We start from the raw sequence: 19,648 nt of genomic DNA on the forward strand, positions 1-19,648 counted from the left end.
CGCCCCCGCGATATACAACTCACCGGCCACCCCCGGCGCCACCGGACGCAACCCACCATCCAGCACATACACCCGGGTGTTGATGACCGGCCGGCCGATCGGCGGCGCCCCGCCGCCAGGGGTCAGGGGCGCGCTCATCGTCGCCGCGACGGTGGACTCGGTCGGCCCGTAGGCGTTGACCATCCGGCGGCCCGCCGACCAGCGCTCCACCAGCTCGGCGGAGGTGGCGTCACCACCCACGACGAGCGACCGGAAGTCGGGGAAGTCCCCGGCCGGCACGCTCGCCAGCGCCGCCGGTGGGATCAGCGCGTGGCTGATCCGGTTCCCGGCCAGCACATCGGCGAGCACCTCGCCGGCCAGCGGACCGGGCGGGGGAACCACCAGAGCGGCTCCGGCCGCGAAGGTCATGCACAGCTCCAGCACCGAGGCGTCGAAGCTCGGCGAGGCGAACTGCAGCACCCGGCTCGACGCGTCCACCGCGAACCGCTCGACCTCGGCGGCCGCGAAGCTCGCCAGCCCCTCGTGGGTGACGACCACGCCCTTGGGACGCCCGGTCGACCCGGAGGTGTAGATCACGTAGGCCGGGTGGGACAGCCGCAGCGGGCCGCCGCGCTCCTCATCCGCGAGGTCGTGGTCGAGGTGGCGCGTGAGGTCGGTGAAGACCGTGTCTTCCCGGATCACCAGCGTGGGGGCGGCATCGGTGAGCATGTAGTCGATGCGCTCGGCGGGATAGTCGGGGTCCACCGGCAGGTAGGCGGCACCGGCCTTGACGACCGCGAGCTGCGCCACCACGATCTCCACCGATCGCGGCAGCACCAGCGCCACCACCCGCTCCGGGCCGGCCCCCTGTTCGACGAGCCGGCGGGCCAGCCGGTTGGCCCGCGCGTTCAGCTCGGCGTAGGTCAGCACCTCGTCGCCGAAGACCACCGCCGGGGCCCCGGGGGTGCGGGCCGCCTGCCGTTCGAACAGCTGCGGGAAGGTCGCCGGCGGGATCGTCCGCGCGGTGTCGTTCCACTCCTCCAGCACCCGGTGCCGCTCCTCGTCAAAGAGCACCTCCAGTGCGCCGACGCGCGCCGCCGGGTCGGCGGTGGCCGCCTCCAGGACACGCGCCAGCCGGGCCGCCAGCTCCTCCACCGTCTCCCGGTCGAACAGGTCAATGGCGTACTCGAGGGTGCCGGCGATGCCGGCCGGGCTGCCGTCCGCGCCGAACTGCTCCGCCAGGAGCACGGTGAGGTCGAACTTGGCGGTGTCCAGCCGCACCGGCTGGGTGCGCACCTGCACGCCGGGCAGGTCCAGCTCGCTCTCGGGGATGTTCTGCATCGACAGCGATATCTGGAACAGGGGGTGGCGGGCCAGGGAGCGGGCCGGGTTGAGGACCTCGACCAGCCGCTCGAACGGCACGTCCTGGTGGGCGTAGGCCGCCAGGTCCGCCTCCCGCACCCGCTCCACCAGCTCGCGGAAGGTCGGGTCACCGGAGACGTCGGTGCGCAGCACCAGGGTGTTGACGAAGAACCCGACCAGCTCGTCCAGCGCCTCGTCGGTCCGCCCCGCGATCGGCGAACCGATCGGGATGTCCTCGCCCGCGCCGAGCCGGTGCAGCAGCGCCGCCAGTCCGGCCTGCATCACCATGAACAGGCTGGTGCCGGTCTCGCGGGCCAGGGCGGCCAGCGAACGGTGCAGGCCGGCGCCGATCCGGAACGGGACGCTGTCGCCGCGGTGGCTCGCCTCCGCCGGGCGGGGCCGGTCGGCGGGCAGCGCCAGCTCCTCGGGCAGGCCGGCCAGCGTGTCCCGCCAGTAGCCCACCTGGCGGGCCAGCTCGCTGTCCGCGTCCTCCTCGTCGCCGAGGACCTCGCGCTGCCACAGGGTGTAGTCCGCGTACTGCACCGGCAGCGGCGCCCACACCGGCGCCTGACCCGCACAGCGGGCCGCATACGCGGCCGACAGATCCCGGGCCAGCGGGGCCATCGACCAGCCGTCACCCGCGATGTGGTGCACCACCACCAGCAGCACGTGCTCGTCCGGGCCCAGGGCGAACAGCCGGGCCCGCAGCGGCGTCTCGACGGACACGTCGAAGCCGGTGGCGGCGGCCTCCGCCAGCACCGCGTCCAGCTCCCCGGCGGTGGTCTCGGTGACGCGCAGTTCGGGCCGGGCGGCCTCGGCGTCCAGCACCAGCTGCCGGGGCCGGCCGTCGCTCTCGGGGAAGACGGTACGCAGCGACTCGTGCCGGGCCACCACATCGGCCAGTGCCGCGGCCAGCGCCTCCACGTCCAGCCCGCCGGTCAGCCGCAGCGACAACCCCAGGTTGTAGGTGCCGCTGGGGCCCTCGAGGTGACCGAGGAACCACTGCCGCCGCTGGGCGGACGACAGTGGGATCTCCTCCGGCCGCTCCATGGGACGCAGCGCCGGCCGGGCGTCTCCCGTCGTGTCGATCTCGGCGGCCAGCGCGGCCGGCGTCGGCGCCTCGAACAGCGCCCGCACCGGCAGTTCGGCACCGAGTACGGAGCGGACCCGGCCGGCCAGGCGGGTGGCGAGCAGCGAGTGCCCGCCCAGGTCGAAGAAGCTGTCGTCGATGCCGACCTTCTCCAGGCCCAGCACCTCGGCGAACAGCCCGCACAGCTCCTTCTCCAGCGCCGTGCGCGGCTCCCGGCCCGTGGCCAGCGCCGAGAAGTCCGGGGCCGGCAGGGCCCTGCGGTCCAGCTTGCCGTTCGCCGTGACGGGCAGCGCGTCCAGCACCACGAACGCCGACGGCACCATGTAGTCGGGCAGGGTGACGGCCGCATGGCCGCGCAGCTCCGCCGTCTTGGGCACCCCGTCGCCGTCGGGGACGACATAGGCGACCAGCTGCCGGTCGCCGGGCCGGTCCTCGCGGACGACGGCCACGGCCTGCGCCACCCGCTCGTGGGAGCGCAGCACCGACTCGATCTCGCCCAGCTCGATGCGGAAACCGCGCAGCTTGACCTGATCGTCGACCCGGCCCAGGTACTCCAGCTCACCGTCGGCGGTCCAGCGGACCAGGTCGCCGGTGCGGTACATCCGCTCCCCCGGCGCGCCGAACGGGCACGCCACGAACCGCTCCGCGGTCAGCCCCGCACGCCCCAGATAGCCGCGCGCCAGACCCGCCCCCGCGACATACAGCTCACCGGCCACCCCCGGCGCCACCGGACGCAACCCACCATCCAGCACATACACCCGGGTGTTGATGACCGGCCGGCCGATCGGCGGCACCCCGCCGCCAGGGGCCAGGGGCGCGCTCATCGTCGCGCACACGGTGGACTCGGTCGGCCCGTAGGCGTTGACCATCCGGCGGCCCGCCGACCAGCGCTCCACCAGCTCGGCCGAACAGGCCTCGCCCGCGGTCGTGAGCGCCATCCCCTCCGGCAGGACCGCGTCACCCATGGCCGCCAGCACCACCGGCGGCAGCGTCGCATGGGTCACCCGCTGTTCGGCCAGCAACTCGGCCAACGGCTCGCCCGCCGCCAGCCGCTCGGCCGGAGCCAGCACCAGCGTCGCCCCGGACAGCAGTGCCGGGGAGATCTCCCACACCGAGGCGTCGAAACTCGGCGAGGCGAACTGCAGCACCCGGCTCGACGCGTCCACCGCGAACCGCTCGGCGTATGCGGCCACCATGCTGGAAATACCCGCGTGGGTGACCACCACGCCCTTGGGACGCCCGGTCGACCCCGAGGTGTAGATCACGTAGGCGGCGTCGGCCGGAGAGGCACCGGCGGGGTCCGCCTGGCCGTCCGTCACCCGGTCGGCGGTGTCCGCGAGGTGGTCCAGCAGCAGGACGGGACCGTCCTGGACCGGGGCGGGCAGCGCTTCGGCCGCCTCGCCGACGGTGACCACCAGGGCGGGCCGGGCGTCGTCGAGGATGTAGGCGATCCGGTCGGCCGGATAGTCCGGGTCCACCGGCAGGTACGCCGCCCCGGTCTTCATCACGGCGAGCATCGAGACGATCAGATCCACCGAGCGCGGCAGTGCCACGGCCACGAACCGACCGCGGCCCGCTCCCCGCTCACGCAGCACCTCGGCCAGCCGGTCGGCCCGCGCGTCCAGCTCCGCGTAGGTGAGCACAGTCTCCTCGAAGACCACCGCGGCCGCGTCGGGAGTACGTGCCGCCTGAGCCTCGAACAGCCCCGGCAGCGTGCCGACCGGTACCTCGCGGGCGGTGTCGTTCCACTGCTCGAGGATCCGGTACCGCTCCTGGGAGGACAGTACGTCCGCCGTTCCGACGCGGGTGTCGGGGGCGGCGGTGACCGCGTCGAAGAACCGGACCAGCCGTTCTCCCAGCGTGTGGACGGTGCCCTCGTCGAAGAGGTCGTGGGCGAACTCGATGCCGCCCTCGATGCCGGCGGCGGTGCCGTCCACGCCGAACCGCTCGCCCAGCCGGAAGGAGAGGTCGAATTTGGCGGTGTCGTTCTCCAGGGGCCTTGGCACGGCCGTCAGGCCGGGGAGTCCGAGTTCGGGCCGGGCGTTGTCCTCGAGAGCGAGGGTGACCTGGAAGAGGGGGTGGCGGGCCAGGGAGCGGGCCGGGTTGAGGACCTCGACCAGCCGCTCGAACGGCACGTCCTGGTTGGCGTAGGCCGCCAGGTCCGCCTCCCGCACCCGCTCCACCAGCTCACGGAAGGTCGGGTCACCGGAGACGTCGGTGCGCAGCACCAGGGTGTTGACGAAGAACCCGACCAGCTCGTCCAGCGCCTCGTCCGTACGCCCCGCGATCACGGTGCCGACCGGGATGTCCTCACCCGCGCCGAGCCGGTGCAGCAGCGCCGCCAGTCCGGCCTGCACCACCATGAACAGGCTGGCGCCGGTCTCGTTCGCGATCCCGGCGAGCCGCTGGTGGGTCTGCGGGGAGAGCCGGAAGGGCACCCGGCCGCCGCGGTGGCTCGCCACCACCGGGCGGGGCCGGTCGGCGGGCAGGGTCAGTTCCTCGGGCAGGCCGACGAGCGCGGTCCTCCAGTGGTCGATCTGCTGGGCGAGGACGCTGTCCGCGTCCTCCTCGTCGCCGAGGATCTCGCGCTGCCACAGCGTGTAGTCCGCGTACTGCACCGGCAGCGGCGCCCACTGCGGGGCGGTGCCCGCGCAGCGGGCCGCATAGGCCGCCGACAGGTCGCGGGTGAAGGGCGCCACGGACCAGCCGTCACCCGCGATGTGGTGGATGACGACCAGCAGGACGTGCTCAGTGGGCGCCAGCCTGAACAGGTGGGCGCGCAGCGGGATGCGGGTGGCGATGTCGAAGCCCCGGCGGGCCGCGTCCGCGACGGCCGCCTCCACCTCGTCGGCCGTGACGTCGGTGACCTCGAGTTCGAGCCGGACGTCCTCGGGGGCGAGGACCATCTGGCAGGGTCCGTCGTCGGTCTCGGGGAAGACCGTACGCAGGCTCTCGTGGCGTGCGGTGACGTCGATGAAGGCCGTGCGCAGCGCTTCGGCGTCGAGTTCGCCGGAGAGTTCGACGAGCAGTCCGTCGGTGTAGGCGACGTCGGTGTTGCCCATCCGGTTGAGGAACCACAGCCGGTTCTGGGCGGGTGACAGCGGGAGCTGTGCCGGCCGTTCCCGGGCGGTCAGGGCCTGGCGGGCGTCACCCGCGAGGCCGAGCCGTTCGGCGAGGGCTGCGACGGTGGAGTTCTCAAAGACGGTGCGCAGGACCAGTTCGACGCCGAGTTCGGAACGGACCCGGCTGACCAGACGGGTGACCTGGAGCGAACTTCCGCCCAGCTTGAAGAAGTTGTCGTCGATGCCGACCTTCTCCACCCCCAGCACCTCGGCGAACAGGCCGCACAGGGCCTTCTCCTGCGGGGTGCGGGGGGCCCGGTCGGGTGCGGGGGCGGGCGGCGGCTCGGGCTCGGTCCGCTGCGCGGCGGGGCGGTCGGGCCGCTCCGCGGTACCCGGGGCCGCCTGCCCGGCGCCCTCGATCCTGATGCCGGACACCGGCAGGTTCGGGCCGGCCTCGGCGAGCCGGTGCAGGAAGTCCATGAACCCCTGCTGGTAGGAGGCCAGTTCGGTGTCCTCGTACAGCTCGGGGTTGGCGTCGAAGTCGATCTGGAGTCCGGATCCGGCGCCCCGGTCGTACACGACCACGGAGATGTCGTCGGTCGGGCCGATCGACAGGCTGTGCGGCCGGGCGCTGTGCCCGCCGAAGGTGGGGGCCCGGTCGAACATGATGATGTTCACATGCGGGCCGACCAGTCGCCGCTCGTCGGCAAGCATGCCCAGGTCGTGGCGCAGGTCCTCGAACTGGTAGCGCTGGTGCCGCATCGCGGCGCGCATCTCGGCGGAGACCTGTTGCAGCAGTCCGGCGACGGTGACCTCGGGGTCGACGGCGATCCGCAGCGGCAGCACGTTGGCGACCATGCCGGGCACACTGCGGGCAGTGCGGCCCAGGCGGGTGGAGACCGGCAGTCCGAGGACGACTTCGGGCACGCCGGTGAGTCGCTGCAGGTGGACGGCGACCGCGGCGATCAGCGCCGGGGGCCAGGGCACGGTCGCCCCGCTCGCCAGATCGCGCAGCCGGTCGGTCTCCTGCGGGCTCAGGTACGCGGTCCGGCGGAGGAGGGAGCGGGCCAGGGCCGGCCGACGGCCGCTCAGGCTCACCGGTTCCGGGCAGTCGTCGAGGTGCTCCAGCCAGTGGGCCCGGTCCTCGGCGAACCTCTCGGAGCCTCGGTAGGACTCCTTTTCCGCCAGGAGGGTCTCCAGGGGCGCGAAGGGGCTGTCGGGCACCGGGGAGTCCGCGGCGAGGGCCGAGTAGACGGCCGCGACCCGCTCGGCGATCAGCGCGATGGTGAATCCGTCGACCAGCAGGTGGTGGTAGCGGTGCAGCCAGATGTAGCGGTCCTCGGCGACTTTGAACAGTGCGAAGAGGAACAGCAGGTCGTGCGCCGGGTCCAGCGGGCGGGCCAGGTCCCGGTCCATCCAGTCACGGGCGGCGGCCCAGGGGTCGGGCTCCTCACTGACGTCCACGGTGTGCGGCTGCCAGTCGAGTTCCTCGGCCGGCACCACGTACTGCACCGGGGTCCCGTCGAGTTCCGCGAACCTCACCCGCAGGGTCTCGGCCTCCGCCACGACTCGGCGCAGCGCGGTCTCGAACAGCCTCTGGTCGACCGGGCCGTCGACCTCGAAGAACTGGCCGATATTGAAGACCGTGTTCTGCGGGTTCAACTGCTGCGCGAACCAGACACCGGTCTGGGCGGCGGTCAGCGGTAGATGGGCGCCCCGGCGGTCAGACACAACCATTCACCCTCATTAAAAGACGGAAGCGGAGCCCTGCATGGCGTCCTAGGCGTGTCTAACAGCGGTCGATCTGCCCCCACAACCGAAGTTGCAGTAAGTTGCCACCTCACCCGTACAGGCCCCGTGCTAGCGTCGGACCATGAACGAGGAAGAAAAATCCGCGGCCACCCGTCTGGACCATTACATGCCGGTATGGCATTTTCGGGAAGTCCATTCAGTGCCCGTGAAAGCATCGCGCGAAGAAGTTCTTCGAGTCACGAAAGAAGCAACCTGGAAGGAAGCCCCGGCGGCCCGATTCCTCCTCCTCTTCACCAAGAACCAGATATCCAGCGACAGTCGAATCGTCGACGATTTCGCAAAGGATGGGAAAAACACCCTGGAGATCGGCGAGAGCGAGTTGGTCTACGGGGGGATCGGAACCGACGCGGGCCCGATCGAGTCGGATCGTCCCTTGTCAGAGATCTTCCGCGAGTTCGACGAGCCCGGTCACACCAAGATCGTGTTCAATTTCCGATATCTCGACGGACGGTTGTTCACCGAGACCCGCGTCTTCCTGACGGACGAAGAAAGAAAGCGTCAGTTCGGCCGGTACTGGCGCATCATCCGGATACCGAGCGGGATGACCCGCCTTTCGCTTCTGCATGCCGTCCAGCGGCGTGTCCGGGCCGCGGCCTGATCCGAGGTCCCGCCACTCCGGGACGCCGAGGGCCCCGGGTGCCGATATTTCGGCACCCGGGGCCCTTCCGTCTCCGGTTTTTTCTTGTCCGGGGATTACCCTCCGGGCGGTTCCGCGCCGCCCCGGGCAGTCCCCGAAGCGGCGCGGTCCGGATTCCCCGTCAGCCCTTCTGTTCCCGTACGATTTCGATGAAACGGGACGCAGTCGAATTCCGGTAGAAGTCCTGGGTGGCGATCCGGGGAAGGCCCCGGTCCCGCATCTCGCGGAGCAGCCGAATGACCAGGAGCGAATTCCCGCCGAGTTCGAAGAAGTTGTCGTCGAGGCCTACCTCCGTGTTCAGAGCGTGGCTCCACAGCTTCAGGATCTCGTCGGCGACCGGGTCGTGTTGTCCGCCGTCTGCCGCACCGTCCACCGTGCCGTCGGCCACCGGGGCCGCGGTGGTGGCCTCCTGCTGCCGGGGGACCGCGACGGCGGGCGCGGGCAGGGCAGCCGCGTCCAGCTTCCCGTTGATGGTCAGCGGGATGGCCGGCACCGCGGTGACCGAGGCGGGGAGCATGTAGGCGGGCAGGACTCCGCGGGCGTGGGCCAGCACCTCCACCGTGGCAACGGCGTTCCGCAGCACCACGTAGGCGTCGATGCGGGCGGTGGCCGCGTCCCCGGGGACCTCGTGGTTGAGGACGGCCGCGGCGCCCACGACCTCGGGGTGGCCGAGCAGCACGTTGCGGATCTCGTCCAGTTCGATGCGGTGCCCGCGCACCTTCACCTGGCTGTCCAGCCGGCCGAGGTGGTCCAGCCGACCGTCCGGACGCAGTCGGCCGCGGTCCCCGCTGCGGTAGATCCGGCCGCCTCCGAACGGGTCGGTGACGAAACGTTCGGCGGTGAGTTCCGGCTGTCCCAGGTAGCGGTCGGCGACACCGGCACCGCCCACGCAGATCTCTCCGGCGGCGCCCGGCGGCAGCACCCGCCCGTGCGGGTCGCGCACAGACAGAGACCAACCGGGCAGCGCACGGCCGACCGACCGGCTGCCGGCCACGACATCGGCGGGTGTCACCGTGTGCGCGGTGACGTGCACGGTGGTCTCGGTGATGCCGAACATGTTCACCAGGCGGCAGCGCGTGGGCGAGTGCCGGGCGAACCAGGGGGCGAGCACCCGTACGTCCAGCGGCTCCCCGCCGAAGACGACCAGCCGCAGGGCGACCTCGTCGGCCGACCGGCGGTCCGTCTCGACGAGCTGCGCGAAGGCCGAGGGGGTCTGGTTGAGCACGGTGACCCGCTGCCGGACCAGCAGTTCGTGGAACAGCTCGGTGTCCCGCGTCACCCAGTACGGCACCACGACCAGGCGTCCGCCGGTGAGCAGGCAGCCCCAGATCTCCCAGACCGAGAAGTCGAACGCGCAGGAATGGAAAAGCGTCCACACGTCGTCCGCGCCCAGTCCGAAGTCCTCCCGTGTGGCCTCGACCAGCGCCGCGACGTTGCGGTGCGGGACCACGACGCCCTTGGGGCGGCCGGTGGAGCCGGAGGTGTAGATGACGTACGCGGCGGACGCCCCGTCCCCGGTGTCCTGCGCCGGCCCGTCCTCGTCGGACCGGGCCTCGCCGAGCGCCCGCAGCTCGTCCGGGCCCACGACCCGGACGCCGTCGACAGCCGGGAAGGCGTCGGCCGCGCCGACGACCAACGCGGCGCCCGCGCTCTCCATCGTGTACCGCAGTCGCTCCTCGGGGTAGCGGACATCCATCGGCACGTAGGCGCAGCCGGCCTTGAGCACGGCTAGCAGCGTCACGACCAGCTCGGCGTCGCGCTCCAGTGCCACGCCGACCAGGTCGCCCCGTCCGACGCCGAGCGCCCGCAGTCCCGCCGCCAGCAGGCCGGCCCGCGCGTTGAGCTCCGCATAGGTCAGTTCGGTGTCGCCCGCGGTGAGGGCGACGGCGTCGGGCCGGCTGTGCGCCACGTCCTCGAACAGTCCGTGAATGGTCCGCCCGGCGGCCACGGCGCTGCCGGTGGCGGGGACGGCCCCCGCCCGCAGCGTCTGGAGCGTCTCGGCCTCGGTCATCAGCTCGACGCTGTCGAGGCCGCGGTCCGGGCCGGAGGCAAGCTGCACAGCGACGTGGGCGACGTGGCACGCGAGAGAGCGGGCCACCTCCGGCGCCACCGCGCCCTCGTCGTACAGCAGGGTCCCCGCGACGGCGTCGTCCCGGTCCCGCTCCCAGTGAAGCGTGACCGGCAGGACCGGCGCCAGGAACGGCCGGTGGCAGAAGCCGGGCCGGGACCGGCCCAGCACCACGCCCACCCCGGGCAGCGGCTGCCGCTCCACGGGCTCGCCGCCGTACGGGCCGTGCCACTGCGCCAGGTAATCACCGACGCGCTGTGTCCCGTCGGCCGAGGCGCGGAGCACCGAGATGTCCCCGCCCGCCCCGTCGGCGTCGAACACGCCGACCGCGGTGGCCTCCGCCGACTCGTAGCGCGCGAGCACCAGGCCCACCGCGCCGACGAGCACCGTGTCCGCGGGCCGCAGCCCGTCCGGCAGTTCGAGCGTCACCTCGCCCGTCCGCCCCGCGCGGGCCGGGTCGCCGAGCCCCCACTCCAGTTCGGGCCGGGTGCCGCCGGCTCCCCGTCGGGCGGCTTCCTGGTGGCGCGGTATCTCTCCGACGCCCGGCTCCGGCAGATCCGCCGATCCGTCCAGCAGCAGGCCGGCCAGGCCGTGCAGGGCCCGTCCGTCCACCACCGGGCGCAGAGCCACCAGCACCAGGTCCGCTTCTCCGTCGGCGTAGCGCAGCAGCACCGCCCGCAGCGGGAAGCCTGCTGCCGGGGACACCGGCCGTCCGGCCTCCCGCCGGACGCGGGCCAGCGCGGCCGGGTCGGTGGAGCCTGTCGGAAGCGTCTCCTCCCACAGTTGCGGCACGGTCTGCCCGGGCCACCGTGCCGCCGCCTCGTGGAAGCGGCGATGCAACGCGGCCGGGTCGACCGGGCCCCGTACCCGGACCACCAGACTGTGGCAGGCCTTGGCCTGACTTCCCGGCCGCCGATCCGTGGTGATCGGAGCGGCCACTCGGTAGCGGGCGGCTGGCACCATGGGCGGTCTCCTGCAAGGTGGGGAAAGGCTTGGATCGGGATCGGGGACAGACGGGATCGGGGACGGGGTGGCCGCGGTGCGTTCAGCGGGCGCTGAAGCCGCCGTCGACGGCGAGCGTCGTGCCGGTCACCTGGCGGGAGTCGTCACCGGCCAACCAGAGGGCCGCGCCCGCGATGTCGTGCGGCTCGATGAGCGCGTTCATCGGCTGGGCCTGGACGAAGATCTCCTCGTGCTCGTCGACCGCGACGTCCAGGGAGCGTGCGATCTCCGCCAGCATGCGGCCCTCGTGGACGGGGTCGTCGCGCACGGACCCGGGGCACAGGGCGTTCACCCGCACCCGGTACGGCGCGTAGTCCAGCGCCGCCGCCTTGGTCAGGCCGATCAGTCCGTGCTTGGCCGCGACGTAGCCGGCGAAGTGCCGGTAGCCGACCAGGCCCGCGGTGGAGGAGACGTTGACGATGCTGCCCGCGTGCTGCTCGATCATCGACGGGACGACGGCCTTCATCATGCGCCAGGCGCCGGAGAGGTCGATGTCGATCATCAGGCCCCACTCGTCCTCGGTGATCTCGTGGACGGCCTTGCCCGACGGCGCGGCGATGCCCGCCGCGTTGACCAGGACATCCACGGTGCCGAACCGGTCGAGCGCCTGCCCCACGGCCCGCTCGACGTCCCCGGGATCGCGGACGTCGGCGGCGGTGGCGACCACCGAGCTCCCGTGCTCACGGCACAGGTCGGCGGTGTGCGCCAGCTGGCTGTCCGACCCGAGCGGGTACGGGACGCCGTCGAGGTTCCCCGCCACGTCGACGAGCACCAGGTCCGCGCCCTCCCGGGCGAACCGTACGGCGCACGCGCGCCCGAGCCCACGGGCGGCTCCCGTCACGATGACGGTCTTGCCCTTCAGGAGCATGCCGCTGTGCCTCCTCACTCCTGAACGGCCCGGACGACCGCTTCGAGCAGCGGCAGCGGGGAGTCGACCAGATACATGTGCCCGCCGGGCATCTCCACGTAGCGGAAGGGGCCGCCGGTGGCGGACCGCCACTCGCCGGCCTGCTCCGCGGACACCAGGGTGTCGTCGGCGCCGCGCAGCGAGGTGACCGGGATCCGGAGCGGCTCGTCGGAGACGGGCTTGTAGTTCTCGTGCATCTCCACGTCCGCCCGCAGCATGGGCAGCAGCAGTTCACGCATGTCGGGGTCGGCCAGCGCCTCGTGCTGGTAGCCGGCGAACTCCTGGACCCGGGCGAGGAACTCCTCGTCGTCGAGACCGGTTGCCCGGTCGGTGCGGCCGGTCCAGGGGCCCGGCGAGCCGCTGACGAACAGGTGCCGCAGGTCACAGGCCTCGTCCTGTTCCAGGCGGCGGGCCAGCTCGTAGGCGAGGACGGCGCCCAGGCTGTGCCCGAACAGGGCGACCGGGCCGCCTCCGCGGGTCGCCTCGACCACCAGCGGGGCGAGCGCCGCAGCCGCCTCGACGGCGTCGCGGAAGGGCTCGTCGACGAATCGCTCCTCACGGCCGGGGAGCTGGATCGGGACGATCCTCGGCGCAGCACTCGGAAGCTGTTTCCAGGCACGGTAGAAACCAGCGCCGCCCCCGGCGAAAGGAACGCACACCAACGAGTAGTCCATGAACCGCATCGCTTTCTCGGAAAGTCACGGGGACAACGGTGTTCAGAAGAACCCGGTCCGGCGGGTCAACCGTCGCACCGGCCGGAGTTCCCGGGCAACAGGCGTTGCATATTGCTGCCAACGGCCGTTGCCCGGGGGAATTTCCGGAGATTCCTGGTCAGTTCGCGCCCGCGTCCATGGCCATGGCCAGGCTCTTGGGGCGCATGTCCGTCCAGTTCTTCTCGATGTGCTCCAGGCACGCCTGCCGGCTGTCCGGACCGTGCGTCACGGTCCAGCCGGCGGGCACCTCGGCGAACGCCGGCCACAGGGAGTGCTGGTTCTCCTCGTTGACCAGCACGTAGTAGGTCGCGTCGTCGTCCTCGAAAGGATTGGTCGCCATTGGTCGATTCCCTTCACTCTCTAGTAGGTGCTCAGGTCCGGCTGGTGCGTTCGGCGCGGGACCGGACCGAGGCAACGAACCCCTCCAGGCGTTCCATGCCCCAGAACTTCTCGTAGCCGTCGATGAAAAGGGGGACGCCGAAGACTCCGTCGCGGTGCACCGCGTTCAGCGCCTCCGTGCCGCGCTCCCGCACCTCGGGGTCGTCGCAGGCGCCGGCCAGCCGGGCGGGGTCGAGTCCCAGGCTCTCCGCGATCCCGGCGATCGTCGCGGGGTCGGAGATGTCCCGGCCCTCCTCCCACCGGGCCCGGTAGACCAGGTCAATGAACTCCCGCCCGTGGCCGAGCTCTTCGGCCACCAGGTAGGCGAGGTGGGAGACCTCCCAGCGCGGCTCCCGGTCGACCGGCCACACCACGGTGAGGCCGCGGTCCCGGGAGAGCCGGCGCACGTCCTGGAGGATGTAGAGGTGCTTCTCCCGGGACATGGGGACGTAGGGAAGTCGTACGCCGGACTGCTCCAGGGTCTTCTCGGTCGGATCGTCCGGCTCCCAGCAGGGCAGCCAGTCGATCTGCTCCGCCACGTCGCGGTGGTCCGCCATCAGGTCGCGGTAGGCCATCCACGAGTACGGGCTGCGGAAGGAGAAGTACCAGCGCGGCCTCCGTCGGGCCATCACCGCCTCCAAGGTCGTTTCGGGGTGTCACCCGGATTCCGGGCAGGGTGGGTGTGCGGACGTTCGGGGCGGGCGCCGCTCAGATGGTGATGCCGCCGTCGATCTGGAGCACGGAACCGGTGATGTACGAGGCCCGGTCGGAGACGAGGTAGGCGATCAGGTCGGCGACCTCCTCGGCCTCGCCCATGCGCCGCAGCGGGATCGCCGACAACGCCTCCTTGCGGGCCTTGTCGTTCAGCACCGCGGTCATGTCGGTGGCGATGAAGCCCGGGGCCACCGTGTTGACCCGGATGCCCGAACGGCCCACCTCCTTGGCCAGGGACCGGGAGAAGGCGATGATGCCCGCCTTGGAGGCCGCGTAGTTGGTCTGGCTGGCGTGGCCGTACACGCCCGCGACCGACGAGACGTTGACGATCGCCCCGTGACGGCGCTTCATCATCCCGAAGACCACTGCCCGGCACAGGTGGTAGACGCCGTCCAGGTTGGTGTCGAGGACCTGGTGCCACTGGTCGTCGTCCATCAGTACCAGTGGGTTGTCGCGGGTGATGCCCGCCGCCGTGACCGCCGCGTCGACGGGTCCGAGCTCGTTCTCGACCTCGGCGACCAGGGACCGCACGGACTCGGCGTCGGTCACGTCCGTACGGCGGGCGAGGACGCGCGCTCCCGTCTCCGCCGCCTCCTTCGCCAGTACTCGGGCCGCCTCGTCGTCGGACCGGTAGCAGAAGGCCACGTCGTATCCGTCATGGGCGAGCGCCAGGACGGTCGCCCGGCCGATGCCGCGCGATCCGCCGGTGACCAGTGCCACCCGGGGGGTTTTGTCTTCCATCGGTTCTCCGTCAGTCGGTCGTGGGGCGCAGGACGTCGGCGGGGCGGAAGGTCACGACGGCCCGGCCGACGGTCATCACCGGCTCGCCGCCGACGACGCTCTCGCCCTCGAAGATCACGGTGTCGTCGACCCTGCGGCCGATCCTGACCCGGTGCTCCAGCACGTCCCCCGGGTACACGGCCCGGTGGAACTCCACGTCGGACATGCCGCCGAAGAGCATGACCCTGCCCCGCAGCACGTCGGGGTTGGGGTCGTCCCAGGTCGCGAGGACGCCGGCGGCCTGGCACCAGGACTCCACCAGCAGGGTCTGCGGGTAGCCGTAGCCCTCCTCCGGGGTGTCCGGGGACAGCTCGGCGTACCAGGGTTCGTTGCAGGTCACCGCCTTGAGCGCGGTGACCTGCACGCCCGGTGTCAGGTCCGTCACCCGGTCCACCAGGAGCATCGGGTAGCGGTGCGGCAGCCGGCCGCGTATCTCCACCTGGCCGGTCATGCGGCACCTACGTCCGGTCGGCAGCGGTAGCGCAGCCGCACCGACGCGGCGTCGCCCCGCTGGGAGGCGACCTTCGCCCGGCACTGCCACGTCGTCTCGTCGCGTCGCTTCCAGTCGATGGTCACGAGGAGTTCGTCTTCCGGGTAGACCGGGGTGGTGAAGCGGGTGGACTCCACCGTCACGAGCTGCGGAGCGGCTGCCCCGGCGGGCGCCGTCGCCAGCGCGCTCAGGTGCACGCACTCCACCAGGCACACCCCGGGAAAGATCGGGAAGCCCGGGTAGTGACCCGGCAGCACCGTCTCCTCCCGCGAAACGGTGAAGCGGGTGGAGGTGCGCAGCTCCCCGTCGGCCGGCAGGACCTCGATGTCCCCGGCGACCGGCCCGGCCGCCCGGCGACCGGAGGGAGTCGCGGCGGCGTCCATCAGGCGGCCTGCAGCTTTCCCAGCAGCAGGTCGTAGGCGTTCTGCAGGCAGGTGATGCGACGGAGCTCGGTCTCCGAGAGCCTCACCCCGTACTTCTTCTCCAGGACGACCACGACCTCCAGCGCCATCAGCGAGTCGACCTCGATGTCCTCCACGAAGTTGGCGTCGTCGGTCACCTCCGACACCTCGACGTCGAGGACCTGAGCCACCGTGGCGCGCAGTTCTTCCTTGTCCAGCACGGGTGTTCCCCTTAACTTTCCGGTGAGTTCTCGTTCTCTGGTGCGGTGCGGCGGTCAGCGCAGGCGGAGCAGGGCGCAGCCGAGCGTGCCGGCGCGGTCGACGGCCGTGATCACGCCGACCTTGCCGGCCGCCTGGTCCGGCCGGTCCTGTGCGTACGTCAGCAGCGCGGCGACCTGGAACGCGGCGCCGGCGGCGCCGGTGTCACCGAGCAGTCCGGCAGGAGTGACGTCGGCGTACTCCGCTTCCGCCAGCACCTCCCGCACCGCCGCGACCTCGCCGTCGCCCTCCGGGCCGGGTGCGCCGGACCGGGCGAGGACCGCCACGTCCTCGGGTCCGGCGCCGGCCCGCTCCAGCGCTCTGCCGAGGCAGCGGGCAAGCGCCTCCTGGACGTCGCCGCCCAGGCATACGCCCAGCTCCACCGCGAGGAGTTCGGCGAGCACCGGCTGGTCGCCGTCGTCGGCCCGCGCCGGCTCGACGAGCAGCATCGCGCAGCCCTCCCCGAGCGGCGGGGTGGGAGTGCCGTCGCCCGAGTGGTGCTCGAGCCAGGCCCGGGAGGCGGAGTATTCCTCGGCGGCCCCGCACAGCACGGTCTGCGCCCGCCCCGCGGCCAGCAGGCGACGCGCGTAGTTGAGGGCGTGCAGTCCCGAGGTGCGGCCGCCCGCGAGAGTGGTGTTCGGTCCCTTGAGCTGGTACCGGATGGCGCTCTGGCCCGCAGCGCAGTTCATCACCGCGTTGGGGAAGCGGGCGGGGTCCACGAAGTAGGGCCTCTCACCGGTGAGCGAGTCCCGGGTGAAGTCCACCATGCTCTGGACGCTGCCGGTGGTGGTGCCCAGCGCGAGCGCCGCGGCCTCCCCGGTGCCGACGGCGCGGTTGCGCTCGGTGTCGTCCAGCAGCGCTCCGACCGCGGTGACGACGAGGCCGGTCACGCGGTCCATGGAGCGCGTGCCCTTGCGTCCGAGGAGCGCACGGATGTCGAAGGAGGGGACGAGGCACGCGGTGTCCTCGGGCACGTTCCCGGCCTCGGGGCCGAGCGGCACAGCGGTGGACCGCCCCTCCCGTACTCCCTCGGTGAAAGCGGTCCGGCCGATGCCCAACGGCGACACGGCGGACCATGCGGTGATGACCGGGCGCCCGGCGCCCGTTGCGGTGGTGCTCATGACCGCCACGATTCCCTTCGGTTCACAGGTGACAGGGCCTTCGGTGCTCGCGGCGGCAGGCCCGCGGGTCCGTGGCCCGCGGCCCTGCCGCCGCTCGCTCCTGGGAAGTCGGTCACCCTTGCTGCGCCTTGTTGTTGAGGGCGTCCATCACGCGCTGGTCGAAGTGCTCCAGGCTCCAGTCGCGCCGGTTGGCGATCACCGCGTAGCCGTGGACGATCCGGCCGGTGGCGGTCTTGAGCAGCCGACCGTCGCGGACGACATACCAGTCGACCCGGGAGGTGTAGGTGAAGTCCTTGAAGATCTCCTCCACCTCGTAGACGGTGTAGAGGTCCTCCTCCATCAGCGCCTCGTCGAGGATGCGGATGTCGGAGCGCGGCACCGCGGGGATCCACCGCCGCTCGTCCAGCAGCGTCTTGATGGAGATGCCGCGGTCGGCGACGAAGCGGTCCTTGGCCTCCTCCATCAGCCGCAGGTAGCCGGACATCTGCAGGCGCTCGGTGAAGTGGCAGTACGGGTAGGGAATGGTCCACTTCCACCCGTAGGCGTTCTTCCCCTCGAGCAGCCGCTCCAGGACCTCGTCCCGCGGTCCGGCGTCCGCGGCCGGCTCCCGCTCCGAGTCCGTGCCGAGCCGGTCCACGGCGAAGCGGGACAGCGCGGCCGGGATCTCCCCGGCCTCCTCGAGGTAGGTGTCGACGCGCAGGGAGACACGCACCTTGGAGGTGGAGGCCTTCTGAACCTCTCCGTCACGCTCGACGGAGAGGGTGACCTTGAAACCGAAGGTGTGGTCGCCCTCCTTGGTGTTCGGCACGACCTCGGCGTCGACCAGGTCGTCCATGTGGAAGGACTGCAGGATGCGGGTGTCCAGGCCGACGATGTCCAGTCCGAGCCCGTGCTCCTCGTACAGGCCTCGGGCCGACAGCCCCGCCTGGCGGAAGTGCTCGAGGACGACTTCCTCGACCATGTAGTTGATGTGTTTGAAGCCGATCCAGGTGCTGATGTTGGAGCCCTCGTAGCGGGGGCGCACCCGGGTGGTGGTCGTGTCGGTGAGGAGCGCCTCGACGGCGGTCTCGGTGACAGTGGTCATCGGCGATGCTCCAGGACTGTGTGAGCGGCAGGCCCGCACTGCGGCGCCTCGGTGGTGTGGGAGTTGACGAATGCCCGGATCTCGGAGGCGAAGCGCTCGGCCTCCTCGATCATCGGGAAGTGCCCGCAGCCGGGCAGGATGCGCACCCGGGCGTCCGGCAGGTCGGCGGCGAGTGTCTCGCTCTCCGCGGGCACGGCCGCGATGTCGTTCTCTCCCCCCAGGACCAGGCACGGAACGGTCATCCGGACCGGCTCCAGTTCGGGGGTGCGCAGGTACGACTCGAAGAACCGCAGCCAGCCGTGCGGCCCCACGCGGTCCCGTACCCGCTGGGCCATGGCGAGCTGGATCTCGGAGGGCAGCCGGCCGGCGGAGTGGACCCGGATGCCCTCCTCCATGATCAGGAGGAATCCGTCGAGGGAGGAACTGAGGTTCTCCCAGACGAACTCCTCGGCGGTACGCCGGTAGAACGGGGAGACCAGGACGACGGCGCGGACGCCGAACCGGGCGAAGGGGTCGCGGCCGGCGCGGCTCTCCCGGTCGAACAGGTCCAGCAGGAGGTTGGACGACATGGAATGCGCCACGACGACCTGAGGCCCGCCGGGCACCGCTTCCAGCGCCTCGGCCAGCGGGACGGCGAGGTCCCGCTCCCGGGCCCATTCGTTGGTGCGCTCGCTGCGCCAGGGGAGACGGGCGGACCACACCTCGTACTCCTCCAGGCCCTCGACGCACCGGTCCCAGACGCTGTCGTTCTCCGCCAGGCCGTGGAGCAGCAACATCCGGGGTCCGCTGCCTCGGGTGCGCCGCCTGATCGACACGGGCCGCTGGTCGTCGTCCTGGTACATCACGCTGCCCCGGGCGCCAGCAGTACGAGTCCGGCGCTCGCGTCGTCATCCCCGCTGCCCGCCGTCGCGTAGACAGGGCCGGTCCCCCCACCGTCGAACCAGCCGACGGCCGCGGCGCACTGGAGGACACCGAGCGCTCCCGAGGCGTTGCCGCAGTGCGGCGGGAGGGAAACGCGCTCCACACCGGGCAGCAGTTCCTCGGCCGGTGCCGGGCCGGCACTGTCCGGAAGCTGCCACCGGGCGGGCTCCGGCCGACCCGGGCCCCCGAGCCGGTCGAGGACGTCGGCCGTCCGGGCGGTCCTGACGTACCGGCCCATCACGGCCCGCGCCGTCGCGCCGCGCTCCCGCGCGGCAAACCCGTTCTCCAGGACGACCGCCGCACCGCCGTCGACGGCGTGTCCGCCGTCCAGGAGGCGTCGCACCACGTCGTTGTCGGGCTCGACGCCGACGACGAGCACCCGGTCCACCCGGGAGGCCCTGATCATCGTCAGTGCCCAGTGCACCGCGTCCAGGCCGGAGGTGGCGCCGTTGCAGACCAGCAGGTTGGGGCCGTTCAGCCCGAACCTGATCGCGATCGAGGAGGCGATCACGTTGCTGGACGCGTTGGGCAGGTCCATCGGGCTGGCCGCCGCGGCGGTTTCCTCGCGGATCGTGTCCAGCGCCCGGGCCACCGTGTCCAGGTTGCTGAAGTTGGAGCTGACGACCACGCCGACGCTCTCACCGGGCACCGTCAGTCCGTCGTCGTCCAGCAGTCCCGCGTCGCGCAGGGCGGCCGCCGCCAGGCAGTAGCCGAGCTGAGTTGCCCGGTTCTTGTACCGCAGCCCCTTGCGGCCGACCAGATCCGCCGGCGACACCGGCGGGGCGTCGGCCTCCGGGCCCCCGACCAGGGCCTGCACCGAACCGGCTCCCGGCAGCACCACCCCGGCGCCGCTCACGAAGACGTTCACG

General features: G+C 71.9%; 15 protein-coding genes. 1 reads left to right on the forward strand and 14 read right to left on the reverse strand.

Annotated elements, in window-relative coordinates; all coding sequences use genetic code 11:
- Positions 1-7,230, reverse strand: a 7,230-nt coding sequence (locus JL475_RS26455; protein ID WP_202280446.1) for a non-ribosomal peptide synthetase, incomplete at its 3' end; no start/stop codon positions are given.
- Between the two features lie 136 nt (positions 7,231-7,366).
- Between JL475_RS26455 and JL475_RS26460 the strand changes: the two genes are divergently transcribed.
- Positions 7,367-7,903 carry a hypothetical protein gene (locus JL475_RS26460; protein WP_202280447.1) on the forward strand — a complete coding sequence of 179 codons (537 nt, stop codon included), beginning with the start codon at positions 7,367-7,369 and terminating at the stop codon, positions 7,901-7,903.
- A 160-nt stretch (positions 7,904-8,063) separates the two neighbouring features.
- Here the strand turns inward: JL475_RS26460 and JL475_RS26465 are convergent, their stop codons facing one another.
- The 13 genes from JL475_RS26465 to JL475_RS26525 all read right to left on the reverse strand — a co-directional run bounded on the left by JL475_RS26465 (position 8,064) and on the right by JL475_RS26525 (position 19,647).
- The gene (locus JL475_RS26465) at positions 8,064-10,973 is read right to left on the reverse strand and encodes an amino acid adenylation domain-containing protein (protein WP_202280448.1); all 2,910 of its coding nucleotides are present in this window, start codon (positions 10,971-10,973) and stop codon (positions 8,064-8,066) included.
- An 82-nt stretch (positions 10,974-11,055) separates the two neighbouring features.
- Positions 11,056-11,880 (reverse strand): SDR family oxidoreductase, encoded by an 825-nt coding sequence (locus JL475_RS26470; RefSeq protein WP_202280449.1) that lies wholly within the window; start codon positions 11,878-11,880, stop codon positions 11,056-11,058.
- Between the two features lie 14 nt (positions 11,881-11,894).
- The gene (locus tag JL475_RS26475) at positions 11,895-12,593 is read right to left on the reverse strand and encodes a thioesterase II family protein (protein WP_202280450.1); all 699 of its coding nucleotides are present in this window, start codon (positions 12,591-12,593) and stop codon (positions 11,895-11,897) included.
- Between the two features lie 157 nt (positions 12,594-12,750).
- Positions 12,751-12,972, reverse strand: a complete 222-nt coding sequence (locus tag JL475_RS26480) for an MbtH family protein (RefSeq protein ID WP_202280451.1) — start codon at positions 12,970-12,972, stop codon at positions 12,751-12,753.
- Between the two features lie 31 nt (positions 12,973-13,003).
- On the reverse strand, positions 13,004-13,639 hold the full coding sequence (locus JL475_RS26485) for a 2-hydroxychromene-2-carboxylate isomerase (RefSeq protein WP_202280452.1): 636 nt from the start codon (positions 13,637-13,639) through the stop codon (positions 13,004-13,006).
- A 79-nt stretch (positions 13,640-13,718) separates the two neighbouring features.
- Positions 13,719-14,465 carry a 3-oxoacyl-[acyl-carrier-protein] reductase gene (fabG, locus tag JL475_RS26490; RefSeq protein ID WP_202280453.1) on the reverse strand — a complete coding sequence of 249 codons (747 nt, stop codon included), beginning with the start codon at positions 14,463-14,465 and terminating at the stop codon, positions 13,719-13,721.
- A gap of 10 nt (positions 14,466-14,475) precedes the next feature.
- Positions 14,476-14,955, reverse strand: coding sequence for a 3-hydroxyacyl-ACP dehydratase FabZ family protein (locus JL475_RS26495; protein ID WP_202280454.1), 480 nt, complete (start codon positions 14,953-14,955; stop codon positions 14,476-14,478).
- On the reverse strand, positions 14,952-15,377 hold the full coding sequence (locus JL475_RS26500) for a 3-hydroxyacyl-ACP dehydratase FabZ family protein (RefSeq protein ID WP_202280455.1): 426 nt from the start codon (positions 15,375-15,377) through the stop codon (positions 14,952-14,954). The genes JL475_RS26495 and JL475_RS26500 overlap by 4 nt, the downstream gene beginning before the upstream one ends.
- Positions 15,377-15,616, reverse strand: coding sequence for an acyl carrier protein (locus tag JL475_RS26505; protein WP_202280456.1), 240 nt, complete (start codon positions 15,614-15,616; stop codon positions 15,377-15,379). The genes JL475_RS26500 and JL475_RS26505 overlap by 1 nt, the downstream gene beginning before the upstream one ends.
- 54 nt (positions 15,617-15,670) lie before the next feature.
- Entirely contained in the window at positions 15,671-16,774 is a 1,104-nt protein-coding gene (locus JL475_RS26510; RefSeq protein WP_202280457.1) for a beta-ketoacyl synthase N-terminal-like domain-containing protein, read from the reverse strand.
- Positions 16,775-16,886: 112 nt separating this feature from the next.
- Positions 16,887-17,858: a hypothetical protein gene (locus JL475_RS26515; protein ID WP_202280458.1), complete on the reverse strand. Its 972-nt coding sequence runs from the start codon at positions 17,856-17,858 to the stop codon at positions 16,887-16,889.
- Complete coding sequence (locus JL475_RS26520) at positions 17,855-18,634, reverse strand: alpha/beta fold hydrolase (RefSeq protein WP_237408342.1); 780 nt, start codon at positions 18,632-18,634, stop codon at positions 17,855-17,857. Before JL475_RS26520 ends, JL475_RS26515 begins: the two co-directional genes overlap by 4 nt.
- 65 nt (positions 18,635-18,699) lie before the next feature.
- Positions 18,700-19,647, reverse strand: coding sequence for a beta-ketoacyl synthase N-terminal-like domain-containing protein (locus JL475_RS26525; RefSeq protein WP_202280493.1), 948 nt, complete (start codon positions 19,645-19,647; stop codon positions 18,700-18,702).
- Position 19,648: the final 1 nt, after the last annotated feature.

The sequence above is a fragment of the Streptomyces sp. M2CJ-2 genome, assembly GCF_016757295.1.
In the GTDB taxonomy this organism is placed as follows: domain Bacteria; phylum Actinomycetota; class Actinomycetes; order Streptomycetales; family Streptomycetaceae; genus Streptomyces.

Excerpts from the sequence above, each read along its gene's own strand:
- JL475_RS26460 (WP_202280447.1), top strand. The coding sequence starts at position 7,367 with ATGAACGAGGAAGAAAAATCCGCGGCCACCCGTCTGGACCATTACATG.
- JL475_RS26465 (WP_202280448.1), bottom strand. The coding sequence starts at position 10,973 with ATGGTGCCAGCCGCCCGCTACCGAGTGGCCGCTCCGATCACCACGGAT.
- JL475_RS26470 (WP_202280449.1), bottom strand. The coding sequence starts at position 11,880 with ATGCTCCTGAAGGGCAAGACCGTCATCGTGACGGGAGCCGCCCGTGGG.
- JL475_RS26475 (WP_202280450.1), bottom strand. The coding sequence starts at position 12,593 with ATGGACTACTCGTTGGTGTGCGTTCCTTTCGCCGGGGGCGGCGCTGGT.
- JL475_RS26480 (WP_202280451.1), bottom strand. The coding sequence starts at position 12,972 with ATGGCGACCAATCCTTTCGAGGACGACGACGCGACCTACTACGTGCTG.
- JL475_RS26485 (WP_202280452.1), bottom strand. The coding sequence starts at position 13,639 with ATGGCCCGACGGAGGCCGCGCTGGTACTTCTCCTTCCGCAGCCCGTAC.
- fabG (WP_202280453.1), bottom strand. The coding sequence starts at position 14,465 with ATGGAAGACAAAACCCCCCGGGTGGCACTGGTCACCGGCGGATCGCGC.
- JL475_RS26495 (WP_202280454.1), bottom strand. The coding sequence starts at position 14,955 with ATGACCGGCCAGGTGGAGATACGCGGCCGGCTGCCGCACCGCTACCCG.
- JL475_RS26500 (WP_202280455.1), bottom strand. The coding sequence starts at position 15,377 with ATGGACGCCGCCGCGACTCCCTCCGGTCGCCGGGCGGCCGGGCCGGTC.
- JL475_RS26510 (WP_202280457.1), bottom strand. The coding sequence starts at position 16,774 with ATGAGCACCACCGCAACGGGCGCCGGGCGCCCGGTCATCACCGCATGG.
- JL475_RS26515 (WP_202280458.1), bottom strand. The coding sequence starts at position 17,858 with ATGACCACTGTCACCGAGACCGCCGTCGAGGCGCTCCTCACCGACACG.
- JL475_RS26520 (WP_237408342.1), bottom strand. The coding sequence starts at position 18,634 with ATGTTGCTGCTCCACGGCCTGGCGGAGAACGACAGCGTCTGGGACCGG.